19 protein-coding genes and 3 pseudogenes are annotated in these 26,100 nt (G+C 66.4%); 14 read left to right on the top strand and 8 right to left on the bottom strand.

What is annotated here, in order from left to right:
- The first annotated feature begins 29 nt into the window (after positions 1 to 29).
- Positions 30 to 398 (top strand): hypothetical protein, encoded by a 369-nt coding sequence (locus D473_RS0110120; protein ID WP_017608958.1) that lies wholly within the window; start codon positions 30 to 32, stop codon positions 396 to 398.
- A 64-nt stretch (positions 399 to 462) separates the two neighbouring features.
- Here the strand turns inward: D473_RS0110120 and D473_RS0110115 are convergent, their stop codons facing one another.
- Together D473_RS0110115 and D473_RS28685 are read right to left on the bottom strand one after the other, a co-directional pair.
- Complete coding sequence (locus D473_RS0110115; RefSeq protein ID WP_017608957.1) at positions 463 to 1,815, bottom strand: tyrosine-type recombinase/integrase; 1,353 nt, start codon at positions 1,813 to 1,815, stop codon at positions 463 to 465.
- A gap of 678 nt (positions 1,816 to 2,493) precedes the next feature.
- A pseudogene (locus D473_RS28685) lies at positions 2,494 to 2,601 on the bottom strand (transposase); the annotation flags it as partial.
- Positions 2,602 to 3,333: 732 nt separating this feature from the next.
- On the opposite strand from D473_RS28685, the gene D473_RS26505 reads away from it, so the two are divergent.
- Positions 3,334 to 3,858, top strand: coding sequence for a DUF2087 domain-containing protein (locus tag D473_RS26505; protein ID WP_241474753.1), 525 nt, complete (start codon positions 3,334 to 3,336; stop codon positions 3,856 to 3,858).
- An 86-nt stretch (positions 3,859 to 3,944) separates the two neighbouring features.
- Here D473_RS26505 and D473_RS28680 read toward each other — a convergent pair whose 3' ends face one another.
- On the bottom strand, positions 3,945 to 4,208 hold the full coding sequence (locus D473_RS28680; protein WP_394296765.1) for a TylF/MycF/NovP-related O-methyltransferase: 264 nt from the start codon (positions 4,206 to 4,208) through the stop codon (positions 3,945 to 3,947).
- Positions 4,209 to 4,766: 558 nt separating this feature from the next.
- On the opposite strand from D473_RS28680, the gene D473_RS27450 reads away from it, so the two are divergent.
- Positions 4,767 to 5,027 (top strand): hypothetical protein, encoded by a 261-nt coding sequence (locus D473_RS27450; RefSeq protein ID WP_161626417.1) that lies wholly within the window; start codon positions 4,767 to 4,769, stop codon positions 5,025 to 5,027.
- A 448-nt stretch (positions 5,028 to 5,475) separates the two neighbouring features.
- On the opposite strand, the gene D473_RS27445 is transcribed toward D473_RS27450, so the two are convergent.
- On the bottom strand, positions 5,476 to 5,613 hold the full coding sequence (locus D473_RS27445) for a hypothetical protein (protein ID WP_161626416.1): 138 nt from the start codon (positions 5,611 to 5,613) through the stop codon (positions 5,476 to 5,478).
- A gap of 510 nt (positions 5,614 to 6,123) precedes the next feature.
- Between D473_RS27445 and D473_RS0110095 the strand changes: the two genes are divergently transcribed.
- The 10 genes and pseudogenes from D473_RS0110095 to D473_RS0110055 all read left to right on the top strand — a co-directional run bounded on the left by D473_RS0110095 (position 6,124) and on the right by D473_RS0110055 (position 20,018).
- Positions 6,124 to 7,284, top strand: a complete 1,161-nt coding sequence (locus D473_RS0110095) for a 3-deoxy-7-phosphoheptulonate synthase (RefSeq protein ID WP_017608954.1) — start codon at positions 6,124 to 6,126, stop codon at positions 7,282 to 7,284.
- A 74-nt stretch (positions 7,285 to 7,358) separates the two neighbouring features.
- On the top strand, positions 7,359 to 9,311 hold the full coding sequence (locus D473_RS24575) for an MFS transporter (RefSeq protein WP_017608953.1): 1,953 nt from the start codon (positions 7,359 to 7,361) through the stop codon (positions 9,309 to 9,311).
- Positions 9,214 to 10,296, top strand: a pseudogene (locus tag D473_RS25640) (glutamine amidotransferase-related protein); the annotation flags it as partial. The gene D473_RS24575 and the pseudogene D473_RS25640, both read left to right, overlap by 98 nt.
- Before the next feature lie 412 nt (positions 10,297 to 10,708).
- Entirely contained in the window at positions 10,709 to 11,290 is a 582-nt protein-coding gene (locus D473_RS28395; RefSeq protein WP_275040648.1) for an anthranilate synthase component I family protein, read from the top strand.
- Positions 11,287 to 12,225: a 2-dehydropantoate 2-reductase N-terminal domain-containing protein gene (locus tag D473_RS0110080; protein ID WP_017608951.1), complete on the top strand. Its 939-nt coding sequence runs from the start codon at positions 11,287 to 11,289 to the stop codon at positions 12,223 to 12,225. The genes D473_RS28395 and D473_RS0110080 overlap by 4 nt, the downstream gene beginning before the upstream one ends.
- A gap of 7 nt (positions 12,226 to 12,232) precedes the next feature.
- Positions 12,233 to 13,471 carry an aminotransferase class I/II-fold pyridoxal phosphate-dependent enzyme gene (locus D473_RS0110075; protein WP_017608950.1) on the top strand — a complete coding sequence of 413 codons (1,239 nt, stop codon included), beginning with the start codon at positions 12,233 to 12,235 and terminating at the stop codon, positions 13,469 to 13,471.
- 11 nt (positions 13,472 to 13,482) lie between these two features.
- Positions 13,483 to 15,813: a peptide chain release factor N(5)-glutamine methyltransferase gene (gene prmC, locus D473_RS0110070; protein ID WP_017608949.1), complete on the top strand. Its 2,331-nt coding sequence runs from the start codon at positions 13,483 to 13,485 to the stop codon at positions 15,811 to 15,813.
- The gene (locus tag D473_RS0110065) at positions 15,810 to 18,941 is read left to right on the top strand and encodes an amidohydrolase family protein (RefSeq protein WP_017608948.1); all 3,132 of its coding nucleotides are present in this window, start codon (positions 15,810 to 15,812) and stop codon (positions 18,939 to 18,941) included. Before prmC ends, D473_RS0110065 begins: the two co-directional genes overlap by 4 nt.
- Before the next feature lie 68 nt (positions 18,942 to 19,009).
- Positions 19,010 to 19,573: a GNAT family N-acetyltransferase gene (locus D473_RS0110060; protein ID WP_017608947.1), complete on the top strand. Its 564-nt coding sequence runs from the start codon at positions 19,010 to 19,012 to the stop codon at positions 19,571 to 19,573.
- Positions 19,574 to 19,613: 40 nt separating this feature from the next.
- Positions 19,614 to 20,018: a RidA family protein gene (locus tag D473_RS0110055; protein WP_026126804.1), complete on the top strand. Its 405-nt coding sequence runs from the start codon at positions 19,614 to 19,616 to the stop codon at positions 20,016 to 20,018.
- 150 nt (positions 20,019 to 20,168) lie between these two features.
- Here D473_RS0110055 and D473_RS27660 read toward each other — a convergent pair.
- The 3 genes and pseudogenes from D473_RS27660 to D473_RS0110040 form a co-directional block, all read right to left on the bottom strand.
- Positions 20,169 to 20,369 (bottom strand): annotated as a pseudogene (locus D473_RS27660) (IS5/IS1182 family transposase); the annotation flags it as partial.
- Positions 20,370 to 20,860: 491 nt separating this feature from the next.
- A complete protein-coding gene (locus D473_RS0110045; protein ID WP_017608943.1) occupies positions 20,861 to 21,379 on the bottom strand; it encodes a winged helix-turn-helix domain-containing protein in 519 nt (172 codons plus the stop codon).
- A gap of 103 nt (positions 21,380 to 21,482) precedes the next feature.
- Positions 21,483 to 22,712 carry an MFS transporter gene (locus tag D473_RS0110040; protein WP_152436810.1) on the bottom strand — a complete coding sequence of 410 codons (1,230 nt, stop codon included), beginning with the start codon at positions 22,710 to 22,712 and terminating at the stop codon, positions 21,483 to 21,485.
- Positions 22,713 to 23,317: 605 nt separating this feature from the next.
- Here D473_RS0110040 and D473_RS0110035 point away from each other — a divergent pair.
- On the top strand, positions 23,318 to 24,499 hold the full coding sequence (locus D473_RS0110035) for a hypothetical protein (protein WP_017608941.1): 1,182 nt from the start codon (positions 23,318 to 23,320) through the stop codon (positions 24,497 to 24,499).
- Positions 24,500 to 24,712: 213 nt separating this feature from the next.
- Here the strand turns inward: D473_RS0110035 and D473_RS0110030 are convergent, their stop codons facing one another.
- Positions 24,713 to 25,876, bottom strand: a complete 1,164-nt coding sequence (locus D473_RS0110030) for a calcium:proton antiporter (protein ID WP_017608940.1) — start codon at positions 25,874 to 25,876, stop codon at positions 24,713 to 24,715.
- Positions 25,877 to 26,100 lie beyond the last annotated feature (224 nt).

Genomic DNA, 26,100 nt, shown 5'->3' with positions numbered 1-26,100 from the left:
AATGCACAGGTCACATTCAGAGTGAGTCCATGGATGTAATCGAGCAGCTACGGCACCTTCAGGACGAACTCAACGCTCGCGGCCTGCACTCGCAGATCAGCGACAAGCCCCACTGGTTCAGCATGGATCCCTTGCCCACCCTGACCTGTGGCCCCTACCTCGGATATGCACAGGTCACCGTCGCCGACCACGGTCTCTACCGATGGCTGGACGGGCGCGGCAACTACAAGACCCATCCCCGGGTCTTCGCCGCGCTCGTGGTCGACGACCTCATCCGCACCCGCGCGGGCACACAGACCCCACCCGAACTGCCCGAGTGGCGCACAAAAGCAGAACGCCACGCGCCCCCGCCTCTACCACGACGCAGCCAACACCGGCGAGGCAACGACCGCCCCTGACCGCCCTCCGCGCAGCTGGGCCCCGACCAGTGCGGTCGGGGCCCAGCTGCGTACGCATACCCCTCTACCCGCCCCGAGCACGGCCACGGATGGAGTCCAGCGCGGTCAATGCGGTCTCGTCGGCCTCGGGCAGGGTGTGCAGGTACCGGGCCGTGGTCGCGATGTCGGAGTGGCCCAACCGTTCCTTGACCACTTGCAGGTCCGCTCCCCCGGCCAACAGCCACGAAGCATGCGCATGCCGTAGATCGTGGAAGCGCACCCGCTGTCCCACTTCGGCGCGGGACAGCGCAGGCCGCCAGACTTGTCGGCGGAACCAGTCGGCCGGGATGTGGCCGTCGGTGTCACGTGTGCGCGGATGGCGTGGTTCGTCCTTGCCCTTGGCACGCCGTTGCGCACGGTAGTGGGCGTAGGCGCCCTTGCAGTGCTCGCACTTGCACTTGCCCGCCGAGTAGCCACTGAGCGTGCCGTGCTTGTACTGGCGCCCGTGCGCCTTCGGTTCGGTCAGGCCCAGAGCGTCGGGGTCGGGTACCGGCCGCAGGCGCTTCTCGGGAGACGGCCCCTCTTCGGCTGCGAACAGCAGGTCTTGCGGCTTCAGTGCGTACGCAGTGATGTGGTCTGCGAGCCTGCGTACCAGGGGTGGGCTGAGCTTGAAGCGCCGGTATTCGCGGTCCTTGGGGTAATCCTTGACGTGGAACCTTCCGCCCGTGGGGTGGAAGCGGGGGTTGACCTCAACCACCGCACGGCTGACCGTGAGCACGCTCGAACGGGGATCCAGGTCCTGCGTACGCAGCTCGGAGAGTTCGCCCCAGCGCAGGCCACTTTCGATGGCGGTTTCCACCAGCAGGCGCATGCGCGCGTCGGGCAGGGCCCAGTACAAGGTGTCGAACTGCTCCGGGGTGATGATCGTGCGCGGCTTGGCCGCCACGGGCGGGGTCTTGACCCCCTTGCACGGGTGCACGAACGTCACCTGATCATTCAAAGCCGTGGTGAAGACCGCGCTGAGAATGGCCTTGTTGGCGTTGACCGTGCCCGCCGAGACGCCCTCCTCGCGCAGGCGGGCCACCCAGGCGCGTACGTGTTCGGGCAAGATGTCCACCATCCTCATCGGGCCGAACTCCGGGAGGATGTGTTTGCGCAGTGAGTACGTGTAGCGCTGGCGTGTGCTGGCCTCCATCTGGTGGTGGGGAAGCCAGGTCTCTTCCACGTAGCGGGCGAAGGTCATGCGCCCGCGTGCGGGGTCACCGACCCTGCCTTCGGCCAACTGCGTCTCGGCCCGTTGCCACGCCTTGTCGGCGTCCTTCTTGTTGGGGAACGTGCCCGCCGACCGTTCCCGGCCCTTCAAGTCCTTGTAGTAGGCGGTGTAGCGCACCCGGCCGTTGCGCCCGCCCCTCTTGCGGGAGAAACCCACGTCGTTCACCTCAGGGGGTTGACCGTGATCTGACCGTGGACCGTGCGTCATCGGGCGGTAGCCGCCGACCCTGCACGGCATTCCGATTTCCTAATCTACCTGCGATTTTACCCAGCAGACAGGGAACGGTCGAGGTCGAGTTGAACGCGAAAAGGGTTTTGACACGGTAGAGGTCACAGGTTCGAATCCTGTATCGCCCACCAGCATCACCGCAGGTCAGAGGTTCCCTCTGGAGTGCGGGTCCTGGATGATCACCCAGCAATGGGAGATAGTCGGGAGATCATCTTCGAAGCGGGCTCCTCCGGGAGCCCGTTTTTCGTGTCTCCATGGTGGTGCTCTTCCAGGATCGGAGCCGTGGAGAACGAGCACCCGCGTCTGACGGGGCAGATCCCGCGCACTCTGGCCCCACAGGGTCTCGAGCACCGTGAGTACACGCTCCTCCATCTGCGCAGTGACGTGTTCATGGATCCGAGCCATCCCCGGCATCCGGTGGCCGAGCCGAGCTGCCCGAGCCACTTCCGGGACACCGGCAGCCGCCGGCTGCGTACGCAACGAATGCCGACCGGCCTCGTTGAACGTCACCCCCGGCAGGAGAGGACGCCGTATCCACACCACTTCGTGTGTGGATGCCCCGTCCCAGGCCGGCCGCCAGAAGCGCGCCCGGAAGTTGCCGCGCCGCAGAACNCGGGGGTGTTTCTCCGGGCGTCCGCCGGTGTTGGCCGGTGGGAGCAGGGGCTCGATCAGGGCCCACTGCTCGTCGGTCGGGTCCGAGGGGTAGGTCGGCTCACACGTCATGAGGGCCAGGCTCACAGGGCCTGCGGCCGGGTGAGAGCGAAGTGCTCGGAGCGTTACCCACCCTTCTCAAACACGCTCTCAGGCCTTCAGCGAGTTCACGCCACAAGGATTTGGCCTCTGGCCGCTCATCAGTCATAGGTTCACGGGCCACACTCATCGATGCTGCACTTACTGCTGATGCCCCATCATGCAAAAATGAGCTGGTCCCGGGCCCCAGCCACCCGAAGGCCGTGCTCCCGAGAGAAGGACCCGAGAGCTCTGCTGCAGTCTGAGCGCTCCCGCCCCCGAGAGTTCGCCTCGGCCAGTAAGGGCTTGTCGACGAGGCGTGGAATCATTGCTTGACTGCCGACCTCGAATACCGCCCCGAGTCAGGCGACAAAAATGAAATTGCTAAAAGCCAAACAAAACTGCTAAGATCACTCAGCAACAAAAGTGCAATGGCAACCCCGATGACCACCTGGGCCACACCTACCAGCGACAGAAGCTTCTTTTTTCAGCGAAGCCGGTCAATGTATACGCCCAACGACAGGCCTAAAGCGAGCAACACAAACTGCTGAGATGCAACGACCACAGAGACCGAAGTTGAGACCAACAAAGGAGTTTCGACAGCGAGCAACCGGACGAGGACGCCTACGCAAGTGACCGACGTGACGAGACTTGCGCCTGAAGTCCAGCAGAGGCAAAGTTAACAACTGAAATACGAATTCACTTATTTTCTTAGAATGGATTTCCATGGATGAAGCAAGGAAGCAGAGATCTTCGCCAAGATTGCTTGCCCTTCTGGGTGAGCCTGATCGACTTTCCGTGGTCGCCGGACTGATAGCCAACAACGAACCGCCTCAAGACCTGAAAAAGACCTCCTCCGAAATGATGATCGGGCAGTTGGAAGCCGGCGGTGTTCTCAGCAACGGGGAGGTGACGAAAGAGAGCCTGTCTGCCCTTTTGAAGGAATGCCTCACCGAAGTCCGCGAGTTGATCAAGGACGAGCACACCCCACCGAGTGCCAAGCACTTGCGGCAGCTTAAATTCAAGCATGGGCGCCTCGTCCGGATCCCGAGCAACCCTGCACAGCGAGCTGAGCTGCTGAGCTGGCTGGTCGACTCTCTTCTGGTCGATCCCTCTTACCAGGAGAGTGAACTGAAAGTCCTGCTGAGGACAGTGCATGACGACCATGCAGCTTTGCGGCGCTATCTTGTCGACGGGGGGTACATGAGGCGTGAACCACACAGCGGAACTTACTACCTTTGTCGGGATTGAGTGTACGCAGCGGGATTGATTAGAATTGTTCCTTGAACATCGAGTCGCGTGAACAGCGGGCGCGTGTTCTCCCCCAGGAGAAGTATTCATCCACAGCACTCGTGCCCCCCTGACTGCTTTCCATAAATGTGCACCAATTCGCACATGGTGGAGTCGTAGTTGCCCGCACCGAGCCGAAGCAGCCCGATCCGATCCGGTGCATGCCTTGGTAGTACATCATGAACAAATGCCGGGATGAAGCGCATCGAATATCCTGAGCAACCGGCACTCAGGAAGGTTTGTCGAACCTCACAGGCGGATACTCCAATTCTACCCCGTTTGCCCCCCTTCGGGCTCGCCCGCCACGGCATTTCCAACACCCTCGACATCGAGGAACTCGAGGCCGTCCTCGGTGCCCTGGTCACGCCAACTCAGCTCATACGTGCCATAAAGCCAAAGATCCCTTGGGCCTTACAGCGAGAGGAACTTCTTAGAGCTCATCTCAAAATCCGTGGGGGTGCTTGGCCGGGTGCTTGTAGCAGATGAGGACGCAGGCGATGCCCGGCATCGCCGGAAAGGTGGAGGCCTTGCGCTCCCAGCGCATGTTCGACCTGCGGTAGGAGCCCAGCCAGGCGAGCCAGCGCTGACCTTGTACCGGTGGCGTCCCAAGCGTTGGGAGGACTCGATGCCGGGACGGGCGATGCACAGCTCACAGCACGTGATCATGCCGGGTTCAGAGCCGCCCCGCAGGGCTTTCAAGGTGAGCTCTCGGTGACGTGAGGTTTGTTCCCGTGCTGATCGCGAACCGCATACAGCTCTGGCTCCGCCGGCTCCGACTCCACCTGCCTTTACCTCTTCGGGGCCGGAGGTGAGTCGTTTGAAGGATGCGTACGCTCCGCGTGAGCGCTGCGTTCGCACGGAATCGGCGCATGAGCAACTCATACGCATCAATCAGCGCGAACGAAGGCCAGACATGGATGGTGCGCGACCACATCGTCGGATCAGCGACCGCGACATTGGCCGCCAGGGAGGCGCCGGGCCCGATGATCAACAACGTCCAGGGCAACACCCCGCCCTTGCGTCCGTTGCGGGCATCGCTCAACAACGTCATGGACGATGCCACGACCATGCCGTCGGCCAAGCGGGGGACAGGACTGGGCGCCGCTCGGGTTCCCCGTGGCGCAGGGTGAGTTCGTACATGTGCGATTAGGAGACCACCGCGGTGATCACGGCGAGAACGAGAACGGTGCCGATGGTGCTCCAGCGGGACCAGCGGGAAGTATCCATCACAGGTCACCGCCCGCCCAGAGCTAGCTCGGTGGAGACCGTGAGGGGCATGTAGGAAACCGACAAGCCCGCCTGGAAGCCGCCCTGTGCTCGCCTGCCCCGAGAAACTCAGGACGGACACCCACCGGATCCACGCCAGCGGCACCAGCGGCCCGTGACCCGAACCCGACGCGGGCAAGACCGAGCCTCTGAAGGTCACCACCCGCGCGCCGATCCTGACACGGTCGTCATCGTTGACGCTCCGCAGAGGCGATGAGGCCACCACCCCATCGGGCGTGCGGGTGGTGCCGAGGTGTTGCACCCCTCGCAAGGGCGATGAGGCATGTGCCGTGCCCTGTCGGCGGCACTACTTCAGAACTTGGTGCAGATAGGGAGCTTGGTCGGCCGCACGTCGATGGCCTCGTGCAGGCAACGGTCGCCGGTGGCCTGGAAGATGCCCGCATCCAGGGCCAGGCTGTGCACACATCCGGCTTCGCGGAACCAATGCAAGGTGAAGAGCGCTTGGCCTCCGGTTCCTCAGCCTGCGTTTCGCCGAGAAAACCTCGACCAGCTCAGCCCAGCCGAGTGTGAACGTCATCATGCTCAGGCTACTCAAGCTCGGATTGCAGAGTCACCCCTATGCAGCACAAAAACCCAGCTCATGAGTGCCCACCGGGTTGAATAAACTTCAACCGAAACAGCTCCCGTGATTGTCAATAGCCCCCATTGGCCACATTCGGACGGGGCGGCGCGTCGGACTGCTACCTGGAAATACGTCCGCCACATCCGACCTGAACAGGCACAATCTCTGATTAGCACCCCCGCCCACCCTGCGCTAGAGTCCCAACGGGAATTCGGGATGCATGCCCCGGCAAGCACCAAAGGAGCGATTTGCTCCTGACCCTTTTATTGCTGTTTGCTTGTTGTTCAAGCACCTTTACTCCGAGGACACAAGGAGTGTTCGCAAGTGTCCTGCTGTTCTTTTCTGTATTTCCTTTGTCGGCTTGAGGTGTGGGAAGGATGCTGAGAGGTGCGGGGGTCGCTCCCGCGGAACAGCAACCACAGTGGCCCGACCCGAGGGCCCTCGTCGCGGTGGAGGAGGAGCTGCGAGCTCTACCCTCACTGGTCACCGAAGAGGAAGTCGAAGCGCTCAGTGTCAACCTGGGGGCGGTGGCCTCTGGAGAGGCGTTGCTGCTGCACGGCGGTGACTGCATGGAACCCTTCGCCGACTCGGGACCGGACAGAGTGGCTCTCAAAGTGGGGCAACTGTCCGACCTGGCTGCTCTCATGCGTGCCGACTGCGGGGTGTCGCGGGTGGCGATGATCGGAAGGATCGCAGGCCAACACGCCAAGCCGCGGTCACAGGCGTACGAGCAGGGTCCGGACGGGACGATGATCCCCGCTTACCGAGGGGATGCCGTCAACGAGCCGGCCCCGGACAGCCGTCTGCGCGAGGCCGACCCGGGCAGGATGCTGGATTCCTACAGACATTCCGCGCTCGCCCTCTCCGAGCTCCGTCGGGGATGGGACGGTCAGCCCGTCCACGACCGCGTCTTCGCCTCCCACGAATTCCTACTCCTTCCTTACGAAAAAGCCCTGTTCAGGAAGGCTAAGCGTGGATCTTATTCCACCTCCGCCCATTTCGGGTGGATCGGGGAACGCACTCGCTCTCTTTCCGGTGCACATGTGGACTTCTCCGCTTCGGCGCACAACCCGATCGGCGTGAAGCTGGGACCCGACATTACTCCTCCGGAGTCGGTGTCCTTGGTGAAGAGACTCAATCCGGAAAGGTTGTCGGGGCGTTTGACGCTAATCGCTCGAATGGGTGTACGGAATGTCGAATCGGTGCTTCCGAGCGTGGTGACAGCCGTTCGCGAAAGCGGTGTCCCGGTGACGTGGATCTGCGATCCCATGCACGGCAACACCTACCGATCCGCTTCCGGGGTGAAGACCCGCTCGGTCCCCGACATCCAAGAGGAGACCGCCTCCTTTGTCCGCGTACTCCGGCACGCGGGTGTCAGGCCCGCGGGCCTGAGCCTGGAGATCACTCCGGACCAGGTCACGGAGTGTGTCTGGGACTCCGGGCAGGACCACTTCCCCCGGTACTGGTCCGCTTGCGACCCCCGGCTCGCCCCCCAGCAGGCGGCAGCTGTGGTGGAGGCGTTCACGACGGAGCTGTGAGCCGCGCCGGGAACCGGCCCGTCAGTGCCGGGGACGGCGTCCTTCCGCCTGCCCACCGCCCGATGCGAAGGACCATGAAAGAGCACTTCACCAAGAACCACCCAGGGCCACCGGAGGATTCGGCCCGGGAAGCAGCGGGGCCCAGTGAATGGGCCGCGCTGGCCGCCCTCGTGCTGCCGGTCCTGTTGATCTCCGTCGACATGACCATCCTCAGCTTCGCGGTGCCCCACCTGAGCAAGGACCTCGCGCCCGGCCCCACGCAGCTGCTGTGGATCGTGGACGTCTACTCGTTCGTGCTGGCCGCTTCCCTGGTCACGATGGGGACCCTCGGAGACCGGGTCGGTCGGCGCAGGCTCCTCGTCTGGGGTTCGGCGGGCTTCGGCCTGGCCTCCCTGCTCGTCGCCTACGCCCAGAGCCCTGAGATGTTGATCCTGGGCCGGGCCCTGCTCGGCGTGGCCGGGGCCGCTCTCATGCCCTCCACCCTCGCCCTCATCCGTACGGTCTTCGCCCAGGAGCGCCAACGCGCGATCGCGGTCGCGGTCTGGGCCTCGGTGCTCTCCGTAGGCTCGGCGCTGGGACCCATCTTCGGCGGTCTCCTGCTGGAGCACTTCTGGTGGGGTTCGCTGTTCCTCGCCAACGTCCCGGTCGTGGTTCTCCTGGTGGTGGCTGTACCCCTGCTGGTACCGGAAAGCAGGGCCGACGAGCCCGGATCGCTCGACCCGGCCAGCGTCCTATTCCTGGTCATGATGATGATCCCGATTGTCTACGGGATCAAACAGACCGTCGTCCACGGACCGGGCCTGCTAGCGGCGCTGTCAGCGCTGGTGGGGGCCGTCAGCCTCGTGCTGTTCGTGCGCAGGCAGGCCGCCCTCACCACACCGATGCTGGACCTGGGGCTCTTCAGTATCGCGTCCTTCCGCATCGCGGTCCTGCTCAACATGTTCACGCTCTTCGCCATGGTCTCGGTGCTGTTCTACCTGTCCCAGCATCTTCAGGCCGTCCTCGGGATGGCGCCTGTCCAGGCAGGCCTGGCCCTGTTGCCGGGGCTCACCCTGAGCGTCGTCGGCAGCTTCTGCGCCTTGGCCGTGGTGGCGAGGCTGGGGTCGCCCCGTGTCCTGCTCCTGGGCCTGGGCCACATGGTGGTCGGGTTCGCCATGCTCAGCCTGATGCCCGACCCCGGCCGAGTCGCCTACCTCATCGGAGCCTTCTGCCTGGTCTGTTTCGGTGCGGGGCTGGTCCAGAGCCTGACCAACAACATCGTCATCACCTCCACACCGCCCGACCGGGCCGGCTCGGCCTCCTCGGTCTCCGAGACCGGCTACGAACTCGGCGCCGCCCTGGGCATCGCCCTGATGGGAAGCGTCCTGGCAGCGGTCTACCAAACGGGGCTGGCCGGCGAACCCAGCGTGACCGCCGAGGCCCGAGGAAGCATCGCCGGGGCGATGGAAGCCGCCTCGCAACTGCCCCCCGAAGAGGCCCGCCTCTTGGAGGAGGCGGCGAGCGCCGCCTTCACTCACGCCGTCCACGTCACCAGCGCCGTCATCGCCGCGGTGCTGATCCTAATCACGGCGGTGACCGCTCTGAGCCTGCGCGGCGAACGACGGTCCGCCGATTCCCCCAGCGTTCCCACTGACCCAGATGCAAGGAGCGACCCCGAGACGATGCCCGACAGGAACGAACCACACGACAGCCTCGACGAGCTCAGACACGAACTCGATTCCGTCGACCGGATCCTGCTGAACAGCCTGTTGCTGCGCCGCGACTGCATCCGCCGCATCGGGCTGGTCAAACACGCCACGAACACCTCCGTCATGCAGCCCGAACGAGTGCGCTCGGTGCTCGGCAGAGCAACCGAGTTCGCGCTGGACAGCGGCATGAATCCATACGTGCTTCAAGACGTCTACGCGTCGCTGATCAAGGAGGCCTGCCGTGAGGAGGACGGCACCGGGCTTCCGGAGGGCGACCCGAAAGACCGGATCGAGGTACTGGCCGAGGAGATCGAGAACCGTGCGCACACTACTGATTGACAACTACGACTCCTTCACCTACAACCTGTACGATCTCCTGTTCCGAGTGAACGGTGCCGCCCCGCACGTGGTCACCAACGACACACCCTGGTCGGAGATCCAGCTGGGCGAGTACGACTGTGTCGTCGTCTCCCCGGGGCCAGGGCGTCCACAGGAAGACGCCGACCTCGGGATATCGCTCATAGCGCTCAAGCAGACACAGATCCCCGTACTGGGTATCTGCCTGGGACACCAAGGGCTCTCCCATCTGTTGGGGGCCAAGGTCGGGCACGCCGCCGAACCGGTGCACGGCCGCGTTTCTGAAGTGCACCACGCATCCACCGACCTATTCGTGCGGATCCCAACCCCGTTCGACGCGGTTCGATACCACTCCCTGTCGGTCAGCGACCTTCCGACCGAACTCGAACCGCTGGCCTGGACGACCGACGGCGTGGTGATGGCCGCGCGCAACAGGAACGCCCCCCAGTGGGGAGTCCAGTTCCACCCCGAATCCATTCTGACCGAATACGGAGAGGAGCTGCTCCACAACTTTCGGGAACTGGTCACCGGCGGGCACAGTGGTCCTGCCAAGGGCGGAGGCGAATCCGGTTACCGGGTCGAACACCGGGAGATCGACACCGAGCCGGACACCGAGGTGCTGTTCACCGGACTCTACGGGGGGTCAGACGCTGCCTTCTGGTTGGACAGCTCCGACAACCGGGAGAGCGGACGGTTCTCCATCCTGGGTGACTCCTCCGGCCCGCTCGCCGAATACCTGGAGTACTCGGTGCGGAACCATCGCTGGACCATCAAGAGCGAAGGCCGCACCACCGAAATTGACGCCGGTTTCTTCGACTACCTCGAAGAACAGCTCGTCCGGCGACGGGCCGACATCCCCGACGGCCTCCCCTTCGATTTCAACCTGGGTTACGTCGGCGCGCTCGGCTACGAACTCAAGGCCCAGACCGGAGGCCGGGCATACCACGCCTCCCCTCGACCGGACAGCCAGCTCGTCTTCGCCGACCGTGCCGTCGTCGTCGACCACCTGCGGGGCCGGACCCACCTGCTGGCACTGACCACGAGCCGCTCGCCCGAGACCGTCCGGTACAACGCGCGGTGGTTCGCCGAGACGGAACGACAGGTACGAGATGCCGCCGGCACTGCCCCGGAACCCGTCCCGGAGCCTCCGTCCGGGTTCCGAGACTTCCACTTCGACCAATCCCGGTCGGCCTACCTGCACAGCATCGCCCGGAGCCTCAGGGAGATCATCGACGGGGAATCCTACGAGATCTGCCTGACCAACACGGCCGAGTCCGAACCGGTCCGCGACCCCCTCGGCGTCTACCGGAGGCTGCGGTCGTTGAGCCCCGTGCCCTTCGGCGCGTTCCTCCGGATGGGAACCACCTCGNGGGGACAGGTTGGTCCAGGCCAAGCCGATCAAGGGGACCCGGCCCCGGGGCGGTACCGAGGCGGAGGACACCGCCATCGTGCGGGACCTGGCAACCAGTACCAAGGACCAGGCCGAGAACCTCATGATCGTCGACCTCCTGCGCAACGACCTGAACAGGGTCTGTGTCGCGGGCAGCGTCCACGCACCCAAGCTGTTCGACATCGAGACCTACTCACAGGTCCACCAGATGGTGAGCACCATCGAGGGCCGCCTGGCCCCTGACCGGACCGCGGTCGGCTGCGTGCGCTCTTGCTTCCCCGGCGGCTCGATGACAGGGGCGCCCAAGGTCCGCACGATGGAGATCATCGACAGCCTCGAACACCGCGCGCGCGGTTACTACTCCGGTGCTGTCGGCTGGTTCTCCCTGTCCGGCGCGGCCGACCTGAACATCGTGATCCGCACCCTCGTCAGCGACGAGCACAGCTGCACCTTCGGGGTGGGTGGCGCCATCGTGGCGCTCTCCGACCCCGAAGAGGAGCACGAGGAGACCCTGGTCAAGTCGAGGGCAGTCCTCACCGCGCTCAACGCCCGGATCGAGGGACTGTCATGAACACACCGAACCCCCGGACGGAGGGAGAACCCGAGGCCGTCGTGATCGGGCACGGAGCGGTGGGGGCGCTCATCACCGCCCTGATGGCCGAGGCCGGATGGTCGGCCCTCTCGGTGGACCGCGCCGACCACACCCGCGACAGCGCCGGGATCCTGCACGGTGACATCACCGCCCCCACGCCGGCACTACGGGACAAGCTGGCCCGAGCCGACATGGTCGTGGTGGCGGTACCGGAACAAGCTGCCGTGGACGGTCTCGGCACCATCGCCGAAGCCACCGATCCCCGCACCACGATCGTGGAGACCCTCTCCCACAAGAGCGGCTTCCTGGACAGGGCGGAGCCCCTCCTGGAACCTCGTCCCGTCCTGAGCCTCAACCCGCTCTTCCACCCTTCTCTGGGGTGGGCGGACAACACCGTGACGGCTTCCGCCATCCGTGCCGGGAACACGGCCGAGCGCCTGCTCACCCTGATCGAGGGAGCCGGGGCCCGGGTCCACCGCCTCAGACACGAAGAACACGACCACATCGTCACCTCAGTGCAGGCGGTGACCCACGCAGCACTCCTGTCCTTCGTCGATGCCGTCCGGCGTCTGGGGCTGGCACCGGCCGACCTCGTGGCCTGCGCCCCACCGCCCACCCGCACGCTCCTGGCACTGTCCGCGCGTGTTCTCACCTCGCAGGCCGAAACCTACTGGGACATCCAGAACTCGGGCCGGCCGGGCGACGACGCACGCCGGGCACTGGCCGAATCACTCCAAGCCCTGGACGTCGGGGCCGGTGCCGGCGACCGGGACGGCTTCGGCGAGAGGTTCGCCGGGCTCGGCACCTGGCTCGGAGAGAACCTCGACCCCTTCGCCGACGACGCAGCGCGTGCCCTGAAGACGCTCCTGAACCGGCCAACCGACCACGACGACCCCTCCCACGGCAAAAGGTAAGGACACGATGACCCGACCGTCCCGGAGCAACCACATCCTCCGCAGGTCACAGTCGATCACCGACATGTACACACGGTCCGTCGGGGCCGGCCTGACTGGACACGCCATCACCGAGCGTTCAGGCAAGACCGTACGCCTGGCCGACGGGGACCACTGCGTCGAATTCGTCTCCTGCTCCTACCTCGGACTGGAGGAGCACCCCCGGATGGTCCAGGCGGTGCGGACAGCGCTCGACAAGTACGGCACCCACTTCTCCTCCTCACGCAACAGCGTCGAACCGGCCGAGATCCGCGAACTGGAGGACCTGCTCGGTGAGATCTACCCCGGGATGAACGCGCTGGTGTTCAACTCGGTCAGCAGCGTCCACCTGGGCGTCCTGCCGCTGCTCGGGGCGGGTCTGCTGCCCGGCTACCCGGTCGCGGCCGACGGGCCCCTCTTCGTCATCGAGCGCACCGCCCACGCCTCCATGCAAGCGATCCGAGGCGTGCTGGAACAGACCGGAGAGGCGACCCGCTTCGACGTCGAGGACCCGGAGTCATTCACCCGGGCCCTCCGTCTGGCCGAGGGGTCCGGACGCACCCCCGTCGTCCTGGTGGACGGTATCGGTTCCATGGGTGGGCTGATCGACGTGGCAGCGCTCTCCGAGAAGGCCGCCGAGTACCACGGTTACCTCTACATCGACGACGCGCACGGCATCTCCGTCAGCGGTACGAACGGCGCCGGGTACGCGTTCGACGCCTTGGGCGGCCACGTGCCGGAGCACGTCCTCCTCGTCGGTTCTCTGTCCAAGGCGTTCGGCGGGTCGGGCGGCTTCCTCCTCACCCACGCCCCCGAGGACATCATCCGGCTGAGGCGCGAGGCCAACCCGATGGTGTTCGGCCACTCGAACATGATCACCCACGTCCTGGCCAACCTGGAGTCGGCCGCCACGCACTTGGACGGCACCGTCTCCACCCTCCAGAAGAACCTGTGGGACAACGTCGCCCTCTTCGACCGCAGCCTGGGCCGCACTCGGAACGTGAACCTGGTCAACGCGGGCAGCCGGTCCCCGATCCGCGGGCTGGCCATGGAGACCGAGGAACAGGCGTTCCACGCAGCCAAACGCCTGCGCACCGCGGGCATCCTCTGCTTCCCCGTCTTCTACCCGGTCGTCGCGCCGGGTACGGGGCTGCTCAGGTTCGCCATCTCAGCCAACCACACCCACGAGCAGATCGAGTCCATCGCCCACCAGCTGTCCTCCTCCTGAAAGGGAACACCATGAACTCATCCGGTCCACCCAGCTTCTTCGACACGATCGTCGTCGGCAACGGAGCGTTGGGCTCTTCTCTGGCGGTGGAACTCGCCGAACGGGGCGCACGGGTCGCTCTGGTCGGCCGTGCCCACCGGCCCTACGCGGCCTCCACCGCTGCTGGTGCCATGCTCGGCTGTTTCGGTGAGGTCACCACCTCTCTCCTGGGAAACGAGTACGGCCGCACCAAGTTCTCTCTCGATCTCGCGGCCAAGGACATCTGGCCGGAATGGCTGGAGCGGATCTCCACGGACGACTCCGACGGCAGGGACATCCTCACGGCCAAGGGCACCACCGTCCTCCTCAACACCGTGGGCACCGGTGCAATTGACTCCGACAACTTCGAGGCGATCCGCTCGGCGCTGGAAGCCAACGGTGAGCCGCATGAGAACGTCGACCCCGACGACGTGGAGTGGTTGGATCCCGACCCCAACTCACGGCCACTCAGGGCCCTGCACATCCCCGGCGAGCACGCCGTGGACTCCGGGCGGCTGCTGCACCGGCTCACCGCGGTGGCGCAGCGGCTCGAGGTGAGCCTGGTGGACGCCCAGGCCACCAAGGTCCTCAACGACGGCGGCCAGGCACAGGGCGTGGAGTTGGAGGACGGCAGGGTCCTCCACGCGCCGAAGGTGGTGCTCGCGAGCGGTGTCGGCTCACAGGAGCTGGTCGACTCCGTCGACGGTCTGGGCGAGTGCATTCCCCGGCTGGTCAGCGGGTACGGGGTGTCGGCCCTGGTCACCACGGACGACGGTACACAGCCGGAGTCGGTGATCCGGACCCCCAACCGTGCGTTCGCGTGCGGCCTGCACGTCGTCCCGCGCAGCATGGCCCGCGTGTACGTCGGTGCCACCAACATCATCAACCCGCGCCCCATGGCCGACCCGGTCATGCGGGACCTGCTTTTCCTGCTGGAGTGCTCGCACCGGCAGATCCGGCGCAACCTGTGGTCCAGCAGTGTGGTGGATGTCAAGGTCGGCAACCGCCCGGTGTCACTCGACGGCTTCCCGCTCCTGGGCGAGACCCCGCTCACGGGGCTGTGGATGATGACCGGCACCTACCGGGACGGCCTGTTCCTCTCGCCCCTCCTGGCCCGTGACTTCGCCGACCGGCTCAACGGCACCGCGGCCGGGCTCGACCTGGAGGCGTTCGCCCCGGAGCGGGCACCGCTAACGGGGGTCTCCCGGGAGGAGACGGTCAGGACGACCGTCGAGCACATGCTCGCGACCGGATACGAGCACCACTGGCACGTACCAACCGACTGGCAGGAGTACCTCGCCGCGGACCTCAAGCCCATTTACACCGACTGGGCCGACCGGATCGACCCGGACTTCACCCCCCCGCCCGAGCTGGTTGCCTCCTCCCGTCTCCACCCGCAGATGGTGGAGTGGATGCGCACGTACTACGCGAACTGCCGCGCCCGCTTCGGGCCCCCGGAGAAGCCGGCCCCGACCGTCGGCGACCGGGTCGCCGGGGCCGAGGAGAGCCTGGCCGAGGCCCGGACCTGGACACCACGCCAGGACGCCCTCACCCTGGCTGCCCACACCCTCGGGGGCACGGTGGAGGAACTCGACCTCGACGCCCCGATGCCCCCCGAACACGAGGAGCGCTTCGCCTCGCTCGTGGCGAAGCGGGCCGAGCGCGTCCCCCTGGAGTACCTGATCGGGCGCACAGAACTGTTCGGCCTGCCGTTGGCCATCCAGGAGGGGGTCTTCGTCCCCCGCGTCCACTCCGAGGCGATGGTCCACGACGCTCTCGCCCGGGTGGAGGAGGGGGCTCCCCGTGTCGTGGACCTGTGCACCGGCTCGGGCGCAATCGCCCTGGCCGTGGCCAAGCTCCGTGCTGGAGCCACGGTCACCGGGGTGGATATTTCGGACAAGGCGCTCGAATGCGCCCTGCGCAACCGCGACGACCTGCGCGACCGGGTTCCCGGGGAGGTCGACTTCGTCCGGGGCGATGCCGCGGACCCGCTCCTGCTCGCCGAACTCGACGGCACCGTTGACCTGGTGACGGCCAACCCGCCCTACGTGCCGCACAGCCTGCGGATGCCGCCGGAATGGGCCGTCCACCAGCCCTCCGAGGCCCTTTACGCCGGCTGGGACGGGCTCGACCTGATCCGATCGGCCGTGCGCTCCGCCGCCCGGCTCCTGCGCAAGGGGGGTGTGCTGGCCGTCGAACACTACGACGTGGTCGTGGACGAGGTCGTGGAGATCGTCCAGCAGGCCGGATTCGGCTCCGTGACGAGCCACCCTGACCACGAGGGCTTCCCCCGGTACGTGACGGCGAGGCGTTCTGACGCATGACCGAGCAGCAAAGCCCGGCGACGGTCCCCGACAGGTCCGCCCACCCCTCCCGGCGCGACGTCGTCCGCAGCGGGGTCCTCCTCCCGGGCGGGATGGGCGTCTCAGGACTGGCCGGGGCGGCCCACGCCGCCCCGGCCGTCCCGGCCGGCCCCTCCAGCTACGGGATCGTCATCAGCCAGGGAACCAACCTGAAACTGTCCTACGACGAGGCTTCCTCCCGCCTGGCTGTGGACACGACCAACGTGCTGTGGCTGCTCCCCCAGGAAGGAGGGCGTGCCCGCCGGCTCACCGAGGACGCGGAGGACGCCACCTGTCCGGCGTTCCTCCCCGGAGGCGACCGGCTGGTCTTCCAGTCGTTCCGGCACGGGGCCTACGACCTCTGTTCCGTGGACGTGGACACGGGCGAGATCGACAGGCACACCTCGGGGCCGCAGCACGACGTCGAACCCGCAGTGTGCCCCAGAGGGGAACGGGTCGTCTACGTCTCCGACAGCGGCGGCACCAGCGCCGTGTGGATCCTGGACCTCGGGAGCGGTGAGGTCGAGCCCGTGGTCGGGGCAGAGAACGCCGCCGCGTACCGGAGCCCGACCTGGCACCCGGACGGGAACGGGATCGCCTACATCGTCGACGGCGAACGGATCGAGACGCTGGACCTGTCCTCGAACACGAAGGACACCGTCCGCCAGGCGCCGGAAAGCGGCGAGTTCTGGGCGGTCTCCTACGGCCCGAGCGGCAAGCTCGCCCATGTCCTCGTCGAGTGGCCGCACACCACACTGTTCGTCGACGGGGAGCCTCTGACCGCACCCCCCGACGAACCGGCTGCCCTGCCCCCGGCCTGGATCAGTGCCGAGGAGATCGTCCACGGCATGGACGGCGACATCCACCGCCTGTCCGTGGACGGGTCGTCCGAGGCCGGAACGATCCCGTTCAGCGCGGTACTGGACGCGGCAGGTGTCCCACCGGAACTGGGACAGCCGGTCGTCCTTCCCGAGGAGTTCGACGCGCAGGGAATCGCGAGCCCGGTCCTGTCTCCGGACGGCGAGAGCGTCTGCTTTCGTGCACTGGGGGCGATCTGGCTCCTGCGGTGGGGCGGCGAACCGGAGCGGATCATCGGCGACGGCGCGTTCAACACCGACCCTTCCTGGCTCCCCAACGGCCGGTCCATCGTCTACTCCAGTGATCGGACCGGGGTGCCGAACCTCTGGCGGCACACCCTGGGCGAGGACAGCGACGAGCAGCTGACCGACCTGGAGACCGGCGCCTTCGTTCCCAGCGTCTCGCCCGATGGCGCGCAGGTCGCCTTCCAGGACGAGGGGGGCACGATCTTCGTCCTCGTCCTGGGCAACGGCGAGGTGCGGGAGCTGGTCGAACCCACCTACCGGCCGGGGCGGCCGTCGTGGTCACCGGATTGCAGCCGTGTGGCCATGGCTGTCACCGCTCCGGTGTCGCCCCGGGACGACAGCGGGCACAACGGCTGTCTGGTGGTGGAGGTCTCCTCCGGGGAGAACACGGTCCACACCGTGGCCGAACACCGCTCCATCGCTACCAGAGGGGATGACGGACCGGTCTGGTCCCCGGACGGGGAACACATGATCGCGGTCGTCGACAGCCTGGTTCACCGGGTTCCGGTCGACGGGGCGGGAAAGCCGACCGGTGAACCGGTCGCCCTGTCGGAACTGGTGGCGGACTCCGTGTCGGTGTCCGCCGACGGGGACGTCCTCTTCCTCTCCATCGGTGAACTGGTGCTGCTGCGCAGGGAGGGGGGCGACGCCGAACGGCACCCGCCCGGGCTTAGGTGCACACAGCGGGAAGCCGCCCCCACCCGTGTGATCAGGGCGGGTGCCCTGTGGGACGGATGCTCCGACGACTACCGCCGCAACGTGGACATCACCGTGCGGGAGGGTGTCATCGAAGAGGTCACCGACGCCGACGCGGGAACCGAACCCGACCTGGACGCCTCGGACCGGACCGTCATCCCCGGACTCATCGACACCCACAACCACTGGCACCTGCACGGGCGCCAGTGGGCGGGTCGGCAGGGGCCGCTCTGGCTGGCCTACGGGGTCACCACGAGCCGATCCCCAGGCGATCCCGCCTACCAGATGGTCGAGACCAGGGAGGCGATCCACTCCGGTGCCGCGATCGGCCCCAGGTTCCTCGGCTCGGGAGAGGGCTTGGACGGAAGACGCTGCTACTTCGGCTTCATGAGATGCGTCTCCTCCGAGACCCAACTGGAGCTGGAGGTCCAGCGCATCCTGGGGCTGGGCTACAACGTGGTCAAGTCCTACCAGCACCTCCCCGTGTACCTGGAACACGAACTCGTGGACCGGATGCGGGAAGAAGAGGTCCCGGTCGTTTCCCACTACCTCTACCCGGCGCTCTCCACGGGGCTGAACGGGATGGAACACACGGGGGGAGGCAACCGGCTCGGCTACTCCCGGACCCTGAGCTTCGCGGGCGGCCGGACCGCGGAGGACACAGTGAGTCTCCTGGCCGAGTCGCACATGTGGGTCTCCTCCACCCTGCTGTTCGCCAACGAGCTCTTCCGTGACTCCCTCGACCTGGTCGAGGACGAACGGACCGGGGTGATGTTCCCCTCATGGGAGTACGCGAGGCTGCTGGACAAGGTCGAGGAGGCGAAGGGGCCGCACAACGACCTGAACGAGGCCTGGACCGAGGGGGACGTCGATCTGCTCCTACGCGTTCACCAGGCAGGCGGCACGGTGGTGGCCGGTACCGACGCCCCGCTCGACGACGTCGGTATCAGCATCCACCAGAACCTCAGGGCGATGGTCAAGTACGGGTTCTCCCCCGTGGAGGCGTTGCAGACCGCCACCGTGAACGCCGCCGGCTGCCTGGGCGCTGAAGGAACCCTCGGCTGCGTGCTCCCGGAGGCCAGGGCGGACCTGCTGATCATCGACGGGGATCCACTGTCCGACATCAACGACGCGGCCCGTATCGACAAGGTCATGGTGGACGGGCACGTGCACGAGGTGCCCGAACTCGTCGAACCCTTCCGGGAAGTGTCGGGCAACAGGGAGGATGCGGTTTTCACCCGGACCTCCCACAGATCGGACCGAAAACCGAGAAGGGACAGATGCTGCAGAACGCAACCGAAGCGACCGTAAAATATGTTAGGTTCGCCAACTGAACGGGGGACTTTCCCCCTACGCTTTCCACGATAAGGAGACGCCTAGTGATCGAAATTTCCGATCCGATCAAGACCGAACGCCTGAGCTTGCGCCCGTTCACCGCAGAAGACGAGCGGGACATGCTGGAGTTCGAATCGAAACCTGAGGTCGCCCGGTATCTTTTCAACGAACCGCGAGACCCCGAGGACAACACCCAGGAACTCGCGGTACGCCAGAAGCAGACCCGGATCGACAAAGAGGGCGACACGCTGATGCTCGCCGTCGACCTCGACGGAAAGGCCATCGGTTACGTCCTGCTCAACTGGCTCAGCGAGCAGAACAAACAGGGCGAGTTCGGCTACGTCCTCCACCCGGGGTACCACGGTAAGGGTTATGCCGGCGAGGCCGCCGTCGAGATGCTGCGCCTGGGGTTCGAAAATCTGGGCTTGCACCGCGTCATCGGGCGCTGCGACCCGCGCAACGAGTCCTCGGCGAAACTGATGGAACGGCTCGGCATGCGCAAGGAGGCTCATTTCATCGAATCCGAGATCTTCAAGGGGGAATGGGGCGGAGAACTCCATTACGCCATGCTCGCCAGGGAATGGCGGGACTCGCGCTGGGCCTCCTGACCCGAGCCGTTCCATGGTTCGATGCGATCGAAGGGATACGGTGCCGAGAACGAACCGCCTGAACCCGCCCAGGATGCACCAGCCCCCGGGGTACCACCACGTGACCGTCGTGGAGGCGGGACGTCTCGCCTACCTGTCGGGGCAGTGCCCGCTCGGGCTGGACGGCAACGTCGTGGAGGGCGGGCTCTGGCCCCAGGTGAACCAGATGCTCGCCAACACCATGACGGTCCTGGAGGCTGTTGAGGCCTCTCCGGCGGACGTCGTGCGTTCCGCGATCTACGTGGTCTCCGACGAGAGTGACTTGTTGTCCCGCGTCTGGTTCTATCTCCTGAACTCGGCGATGGGGTCCGCCTTCACCAGTTCGAGCACATTGCTCGGAGTCAACCAATTGGGTTATTCCGGCCAGCTCGTTGAAGTGGATCTGACGGTGGCCCTGCCCGACTGAGGATGTGGGGGCTCCCATCGGGGAGCCCCCCATTGAACCTCCCCGGGTGGCGTGTCCTTCGTTTTCGGATTCCTGGACTCTGGTTTCACGTGCCCTCCAAGATCTCATCTCATCTGGATTCGCTTACCAAGTTTTTCGTCAGAGGTCATCTCAAAATCCGTGGGGGTGCTTGGCCGGGTGCTTGTAGCAGATGAGGTTGCAGGCGATGCCCGGCATCGCCGGAAAGGTGGAGGCCTTGCGCTCCCAGCGCACGTTCGACCTGCGGTAGGAGCCCAGCCAGGCGATCGAGCGCTCGACCTTGTACCGGTGGCGTCCCAAGCGTTGGGAGGACTCGATGCCGGGACGGGCGATGCACAGCTCACAGCACGTGATCATGTCGGGTTCAGAGCCGCCCCGCAGAACTTTTGAGATGCGCTCTGGGTGCTGGACGGTGAGACGGGTCGATGAAGGGCCGGTTATTACACTTGGGATTGGCCGCATGCGGCCACAATTATTTGACCATCATCCCAGTTTTATTTCCGGTTTGAAACACAAGAACCATCTTCATGGAAAAACTGGTGCCAAGTAGGACGGGGGCCGCATCCGCTCTGGTCAGGGGATCTGAAGGGGCTCGAGAGGACGGGCGGAAACGGGGCCGCCCTCCTCACGTCCTCCGTGTGTACTCGAGAGCCCTTCACGGGGTCGGGTCCGGGTGGTGGAAGACCTCTGGGAGATCGTCTTCGAATCCGGCTCCTCCTGGAGTCCGTTTCTGGCCCCGTCCAGCGCTCGGTCCCTGGAGGAAGGGTGCCCGGAGCGCGCGTAAGGGGCTCGCCCCCGTATCGTCCGGCCCGGATCCGGAAAGTCTACTCCGCTTCGAAGGCGGCGACCGTCAGCGAGGCATTGACAGGGGCATCACCGGAGGGCCCCTCCGCCAGTTCATGGACGACCCGTCCGAGCTCGCGGGCGAGCTCGCGAACGCGCGGCCATTCCTCGGCCGGGATGGTGACGTGCGCATCGGTGAAGGCGAAAGACGTGCCCTCACGGTACAAGGGCGCGCGCACGGACATCTGTTGGGCGAGCGCCTGCATGAGGGCGAGAAAGCTTTCCCGGTCAGAACCTCCGAGTACTTCGCCGCTGCTGGGCTCGTGCGTGTACCGCTTGGCGATGCCGCCGCGTACGGGCTTTTCGTCGACGAACTCGAGCAGCCCTCCCTTGGCGAGCCGCCGGATGTGGTAGCTGACGTTGGCCTGGGTCTCCCCCAGCTCGCGCGCCGCTTCCGCGGCGCTCATCGCCCGCCCGGTCAGCAATGAGAGCAGCCGGAGGCGGAGTGGGTGAGCGACCATCCGCAGTCCGTTCAGGTCGACGCGGTCGTCATCGCCCATACCCGCTCTCCTCGACCTTCTCGAGACACCGTTGAGCCGCTCATCAGGGCCTCGGCCCGAGTCAACCACTGTAGTCGGCGACACTCCGGGCTCGTGCTCCGGATCAGCGTGACGGCGATGCCCGCGCGCGGCCTGCCTGTGTCAGTACCGCGAACAGCACGGCGACGGCGATGAACGCTGCAGCGGTAGCGGCCATGAGGGCCGTTGACACCGTGATCGTCACGCTGTCCAGCAGCGCGCCACCCATGGCGAAGGCGAGCGCCGCTCCCGCGTTCACCGCCGTGTTGATCAGGGCGGAGGCCTCCGTCCGCTCTTCGATCGGAGCGATCTCATCGGCGGCGAGGTAGCCGGTGATCATCGACGGCGCGACGAAGAGCCCCACCACGGTGAACAGGACGATCAGGACGGCCAAGCCGCTGCCCCAGGCCGCGCAGAACAGAGCGAGGCACGCCGCCAGTCCCAGGCAGACCATCCGCGGTAGCGGCGCCGCCGCCCAGGTGCGTGAACCGTAGAACAACCCGCCTGCCGCGCTGCCCACGGCGAAGAACGCCAGCAGGATCCCGGCCAGGCTGGAATTGCCCATCGCGTGGCCGTGCGCCGTGGAGAGCAGCTCGATCGCGCCGAGCACGAGACCGACGGCCGCGAGCACGGACAGAACCGGCCAGAGGCGTGCGTGCCGCAACGGGCCTACCCACCCGCTCCACACCGACGTGCGGCGTTCCACCTGCCCCGGCTTCGGCACCGGCGCGAGCACCATACCGACCGTGCCCAGCAGGCCGGCGGCCGCCGACGCGAGGACCGCGATGGTCGGGCCGTGCGGCAGCAGCACGATGAGGCTCACCAGCAGCGGCCCGGCGATGAACACCAGCTCTTCGACGACCGCATCGAGACTGTACGCCCGGGCCCGGTGCTCCTCGGCCGGCGACAGCAGGGCCCATACTCCGCGCATCACCGCTCCCAGGGGCGGGGTGCACAGGCCGCTCAGGACCCCCAGCAGGATCGCGACGACGCCCGGAGCGGCGCCGACGAGGGCGAACACGATGCCGATCAGGCCGGCGGCGTACCCGACCGCGAGCCAGGGGAGGACGCGGCGGGCACCGTATTGGTCCACCAAACGTGCGCGCAGGGGTGCCACCACGACGTTTCCTAGGCCGAACCCGCCGACGACCGCACCGGAGAGAGCAAACCCCCCGGGACCCTCCTGCACCAGCAGTAGGAGCGCCAGCGAGACCATCGCGAACGACAGCTTGCCCACGACCGTCGGCAAGAAGGCGTGGAGGGCACGCGGCAGACACAGCACGTCCAGGTATGTCGTCCGCAGTCCAGAAACCATCCTGCCCCCATCTCCCCGATGGCCCGTCCGTCTCCGCACACCGCAGAGGGCTGCGCCGATGGCGCCCACGAGAGAAACCACCAAAGACATCTTTGATGGTACTCCGGTTCCCGCCCCCGCCAGGACGCCCCGCAGGCTGCCATCGGTGCCGCTGTCCAGCTTCGCCACCATCGGCTGTGAACGCAGCCGACACCGACCGGCCTCGTCGACAACGATCCCTGGCGGTGGACACCACATCCATGCCACATCGTGTGTAGGCCCCGGGCCGGCCGCCAAAAGCCCCCTGAACCCGGCGGTGTCATGCTGTCGTAGCGACACCGAAGTTCACAGGGTTACTCATAGGAACACGACGGATACTCACCCTGGCTGAACGCGAGGAGATCGCGCTGGCCAACCAGTGCGGGGACGGGCCACAGCCGAGCCAGTGGAAGAACGTCGGAGGGTGGCTCCGACTTGCGATTCACCGGTCCCGAGCATCCCTGCAGGGGCATACCGTGTGAGGTTCCCCGTCGTCAGAGCGAGTTCTCCCGCGCCCGGCCGTCCGGGAAGGGACACGACGGGGAAAGGAAGACCCCCCGCGAATCCGACCGGAAGTCGCACGACACATGACAGACAGCACGCCTACGGGCAGCAGTTCCCAGAACGTTCCCGATCTCATGTCCCTGCTGCTCGAGACCTACGGGCGTCACGGGGTCGAGGTGGAACAGCTTCCGCCGACGGGGATGCGTATCCAGATACCCGGCAACGACCCCGTGGAGACGGATTACGCCGACGCCATCGAGCAGGCCCGGGATCTGCCGGCCGAGCAGTATCCGGAGTTGGCCGAGCAGGTGGCCCTCACCCTGATCCGCCAGGTCCGCGAGCAGGGAGTTCCTCTGGGGACGCACTACCCGCCGCGCCCGGACGACCACGGCCGACAGGTCCTGGTGAAGGTCCTGCACGAGCTCGGGTACTCCGCCCGTTTCGAGGACCCGCAGACCATCAGCGTCCCGCTCCGCGACGGCGAACGCGGCGCCATGGACATGAGCGACTACCTCTCCCGTGTCGAGGACGCGGACCTCGACACGGCCTTCGAAGAAGTGACCCCCTTCGCCGAAGCCGTCATCAAGCGTGTCTCCGAGGTGGCCGACCTCTCGGAGGCCTCCTCGGAACAGCTGCGCGTGCGCCTGTACCCGGAGTCCGGGTTCCCCGAGGGCGTGGCCGACACCCTGCTCGGCCGACGGGTAGGGGCCGACCTGGTCGAGACCGTGGCGCTGGACACCCCCGACACCGTCCAGCCGGTGACGCGGGAACAGCACGAGGAGACCGGCCGCTCGGAAGAGGGAACCTATGGTGAGGCGGTCGCCAACAGCGTCGCCGAACCCGTGGAGGTCTCCCACCACGACTTCGGCGGTATGAACTTCGTGCACATCGGCGGTGAGCACCCGTACGTGTCCGCCCAGCTGCACGTCCTCACCAGGCACTTGGAGCAGACCCCGCACGGGGTGCTCGTGGCGCTTCCCGTCCCGCAGGTGGTCCTGGCCCATGTCCTCGGGGAGGAGAGCAGCCACCCCGTGGCCGCGCTCGAACTCCTCCAGAACATGGCCGACCGCTTCGTCGAGGAGGCCGAGAGGCCCATCACCTCCCAGGTGTACTGGTGGCACCCCTCTTCCCGGGACCGTGCCGAGTCCGAGCTGCCCGACCTGCGTGCCGTCCGGATCGAGATCGACCAGGAGCAGGGTTCGGCCTCGCTGTTCACCGACGACGACGAGTTCGGTGAACTCCTGCAGTCCCTCCTGGCGGAGTGAGACCCCGGCGGTGGGCCTCGGGAGGTCCGGAGAGCTCCCGAGGCACACCGCCGTGAAGTCCCTCGGCGCAGAGTCCTCCTGGGCCGGTGTGCGCACGCGCCGGCTCAGCAGAGCGATGACGGCCTCGGCACGGTCGAGCGCCGGTCCCTCCCCGCGTGCGTGGGGCTCGGCCGGACCTCAGAACGTGCAGCGGCCGAAGACGGCTCCGAGCTGCTACGCGAACACGGTGATCCCGTAGACCGCGAAGACCAACAGGTGCGCCGCGCCGTGCAGAGCGGTCACGCGCCGGGCGGTGAACGTGCTGAGGGTGAGCAGCAGGCTGATACCCAGCAGGACCAGGTTGGTGGGGGTCTCGGCGAGGGTCACGGTCTGTCCGGTGACGAGCCCGATGGTGAGCACCGCGGGGATCGTCAGACCGACCGTGGAAACCAGGGCACCGTGGCAGAGGTTGCTCACGCGCTGGATCTCGCCGGTGTGGGCGGCACGGACGGCGGTGATCGTCTCGGGGAGGAACACGATCATGGCGATGAGGATGCCCGACAGCGCGATCGGCGCGCCCGCGCGGTCGAGGCCGACGTCGAGCAGGGCCGCCATGTCGTGTGAGAGCAGCACGATCGGGAGCACCGTCGCGACGAGCACGGCCGTCCGGACGATCACCTCCGTGCGGTTCCGCGACAGGATCGTGGTGATCGGCGTACGCGCAGCCGCCTCCACCTCGGGGGCGGAGTCGGCCGCACCGGAAGCTTCTCGGAGCGCCGGCTCCTGGAAGTCCTCACGTTGCTCCCCCGTCTGCCTGTACAGGAAGAAGACGTACAGCAACACGGTGAGGGCGATGATCGCGAACGCCTGCCCCGTGGTGTAGGAACCTTCGGTGCCGATGAGCCCGGGCAGTGCGAATGCGACGGTGGTGAGTACGACGAGGACGGAGACGTAGGCGGAGACCCCGGTGTGGTTGGGCCGCAGGTCGGCGTTTCTCCTACCACCGACGAGCAGGGCGAGCCCGATGACGAGGTTCAGGATGATCATCGAGACGGCCGTCACCGAGTCACGGGCGATGGTGGCGTGTTCGCCGGGCCCGAGCATCACCGCGGAGATCAGGATGACTTCGATCAGCACGATCGACAGGGTGAGCACAAGGGTTCCGTAGGGGTCTCCGAGGCGGTGTGCGAGGTGCTCGGCCTGGGTGACGACACCGAAAGCGCAGACGATGATCACCGCGATGATGCCCGCCAGGACGGCGAACAGCGCTGGTGTCGGGAGAGGTCCGGAGAGTGCCGGGCCGGCGAGGGAGAGGGCGAGGAAGGCTCCCCAACCCAGGAGGAGTCGGAGAACGACCGCCGGGGTGAGGACGGTTCGGACGAGAGCGGTGGTGCGCACGGACCTCATGCTCCTGATTCCTACAGGGCCGTCCCTGCTCGTGTTCGTGCCGCCGGGTCGTCCCGCCGGCCTCTTCCGTCCCGGATTCATCCTACCGATCGCAACAGATCGGGGCCCGCACCATCCGGCGAGCACAGCTCGCATGACTCGGGGTGCCCACTCGGAGAAGAGTGGACGCCCCGAGCACGAGTGAGGGGCCCGGACCGGAAGGCTGCGCCCGTCCG

Source organism: Nocardiopsis xinjiangensis YIM 90004 (assembly GCF_000341145.1).
Taxonomy (GTDB): domain Bacteria; phylum Actinomycetota; class Actinomycetes; order Streptosporangiales; family Streptosporangiaceae; genus Nocardiopsis; species Nocardiopsis xinjiangensis.
Note: the sequence above shows the minus strand (reverse complement) of the source record. Positions and strands in the feature narration are given on the sequence as shown.

What these genes read in the sequence shown, in the direction of transcription:
- D473_RS0110035 (WP_017608941.1), top strand. Translation starts at nt 23,318, where the DNA reads ATGACAGACAGCACGCCTACGGGCAGCAGTTCCCAGAACGTTCCCGAT.
- D473_RS0110065 (WP_017608948.1), top strand. Translation starts at nt 15,810, where the DNA reads ATGACCGAGCAGCAAAGCCCGGCGACGGTCCCCGACAGGTCCGCCCAC.
- D473_RS0110080 (WP_017608951.1), top strand. Translation starts at nt 11,287, where the DNA reads ATGAACACACCGAACCCCCGGACGGAGGGAGAACCCGAGGCCGTCGTG.
- D473_RS0110045 (WP_017608943.1), bottom strand. Translation starts at nt 21,379, where the DNA reads ATGGGCGATGACGACCGCGTCGACCTGAACGGACTGCGGATGGTCGCT.
- prmC (WP_017608949.1), top strand. Translation starts at nt 13,483, where the DNA reads ATGAACTCATCCGGTCCACCCAGCTTCTTCGACACGATCGTCGTCGGC.
- D473_RS0110120 (WP_017608958.1), top strand. Translation starts at nt 30, where the DNA reads ATGGATGTAATCGAGCAGCTACGGCACCTTCAGGACGAACTCAACGCT.
- D473_RS0110075 (WP_017608950.1), top strand. Translation starts at nt 12,233, where the DNA reads ATGACCCGACCGTCCCGGAGCAACCACATCCTCCGCAGGTCACAGTCG.
- D473_RS0110040 (WP_152436810.1), bottom strand. Translation starts at nt 22,712, where the DNA reads ATGGTTTCTGGACTGCGGACGACATACCTGGACGTGCTGTGTCTGCCG.
- D473_RS24575 (WP_017608953.1), top strand. Translation starts at nt 7,359, where the DNA reads ATGAAAGAGCACTTCACCAAGAACCACCCAGGGCCACCGGAGGATTCG.
- D473_RS28680 (WP_394296765.1), bottom strand. Translation starts at nt 4,208, where the DNA reads ATGCCGTGGCGGGCGAGCCCGAAGGGGGGCAAACGGGGTAGAATTGGA.
- D473_RS27450 (WP_161626417.1), top strand. Translation starts at nt 4,767, where the DNA reads ATGAGCAACTCATACGCATCAATCAGCGCGAACGAAGGCCAGACATGG.
- D473_RS0110095 (WP_017608954.1), top strand. Translation starts at nt 6,124, where the DNA reads ATGCTGAGAGGTGCGGGGGTCGCTCCCGCGGAACAGCAACCACAGTGG.
- D473_RS26505 (WP_241474753.1), top strand. Translation starts at nt 3,334, where the DNA reads ATGGATGAAGCAAGGAAGCAGAGATCTTCGCCAAGATTGCTTGCCCTT.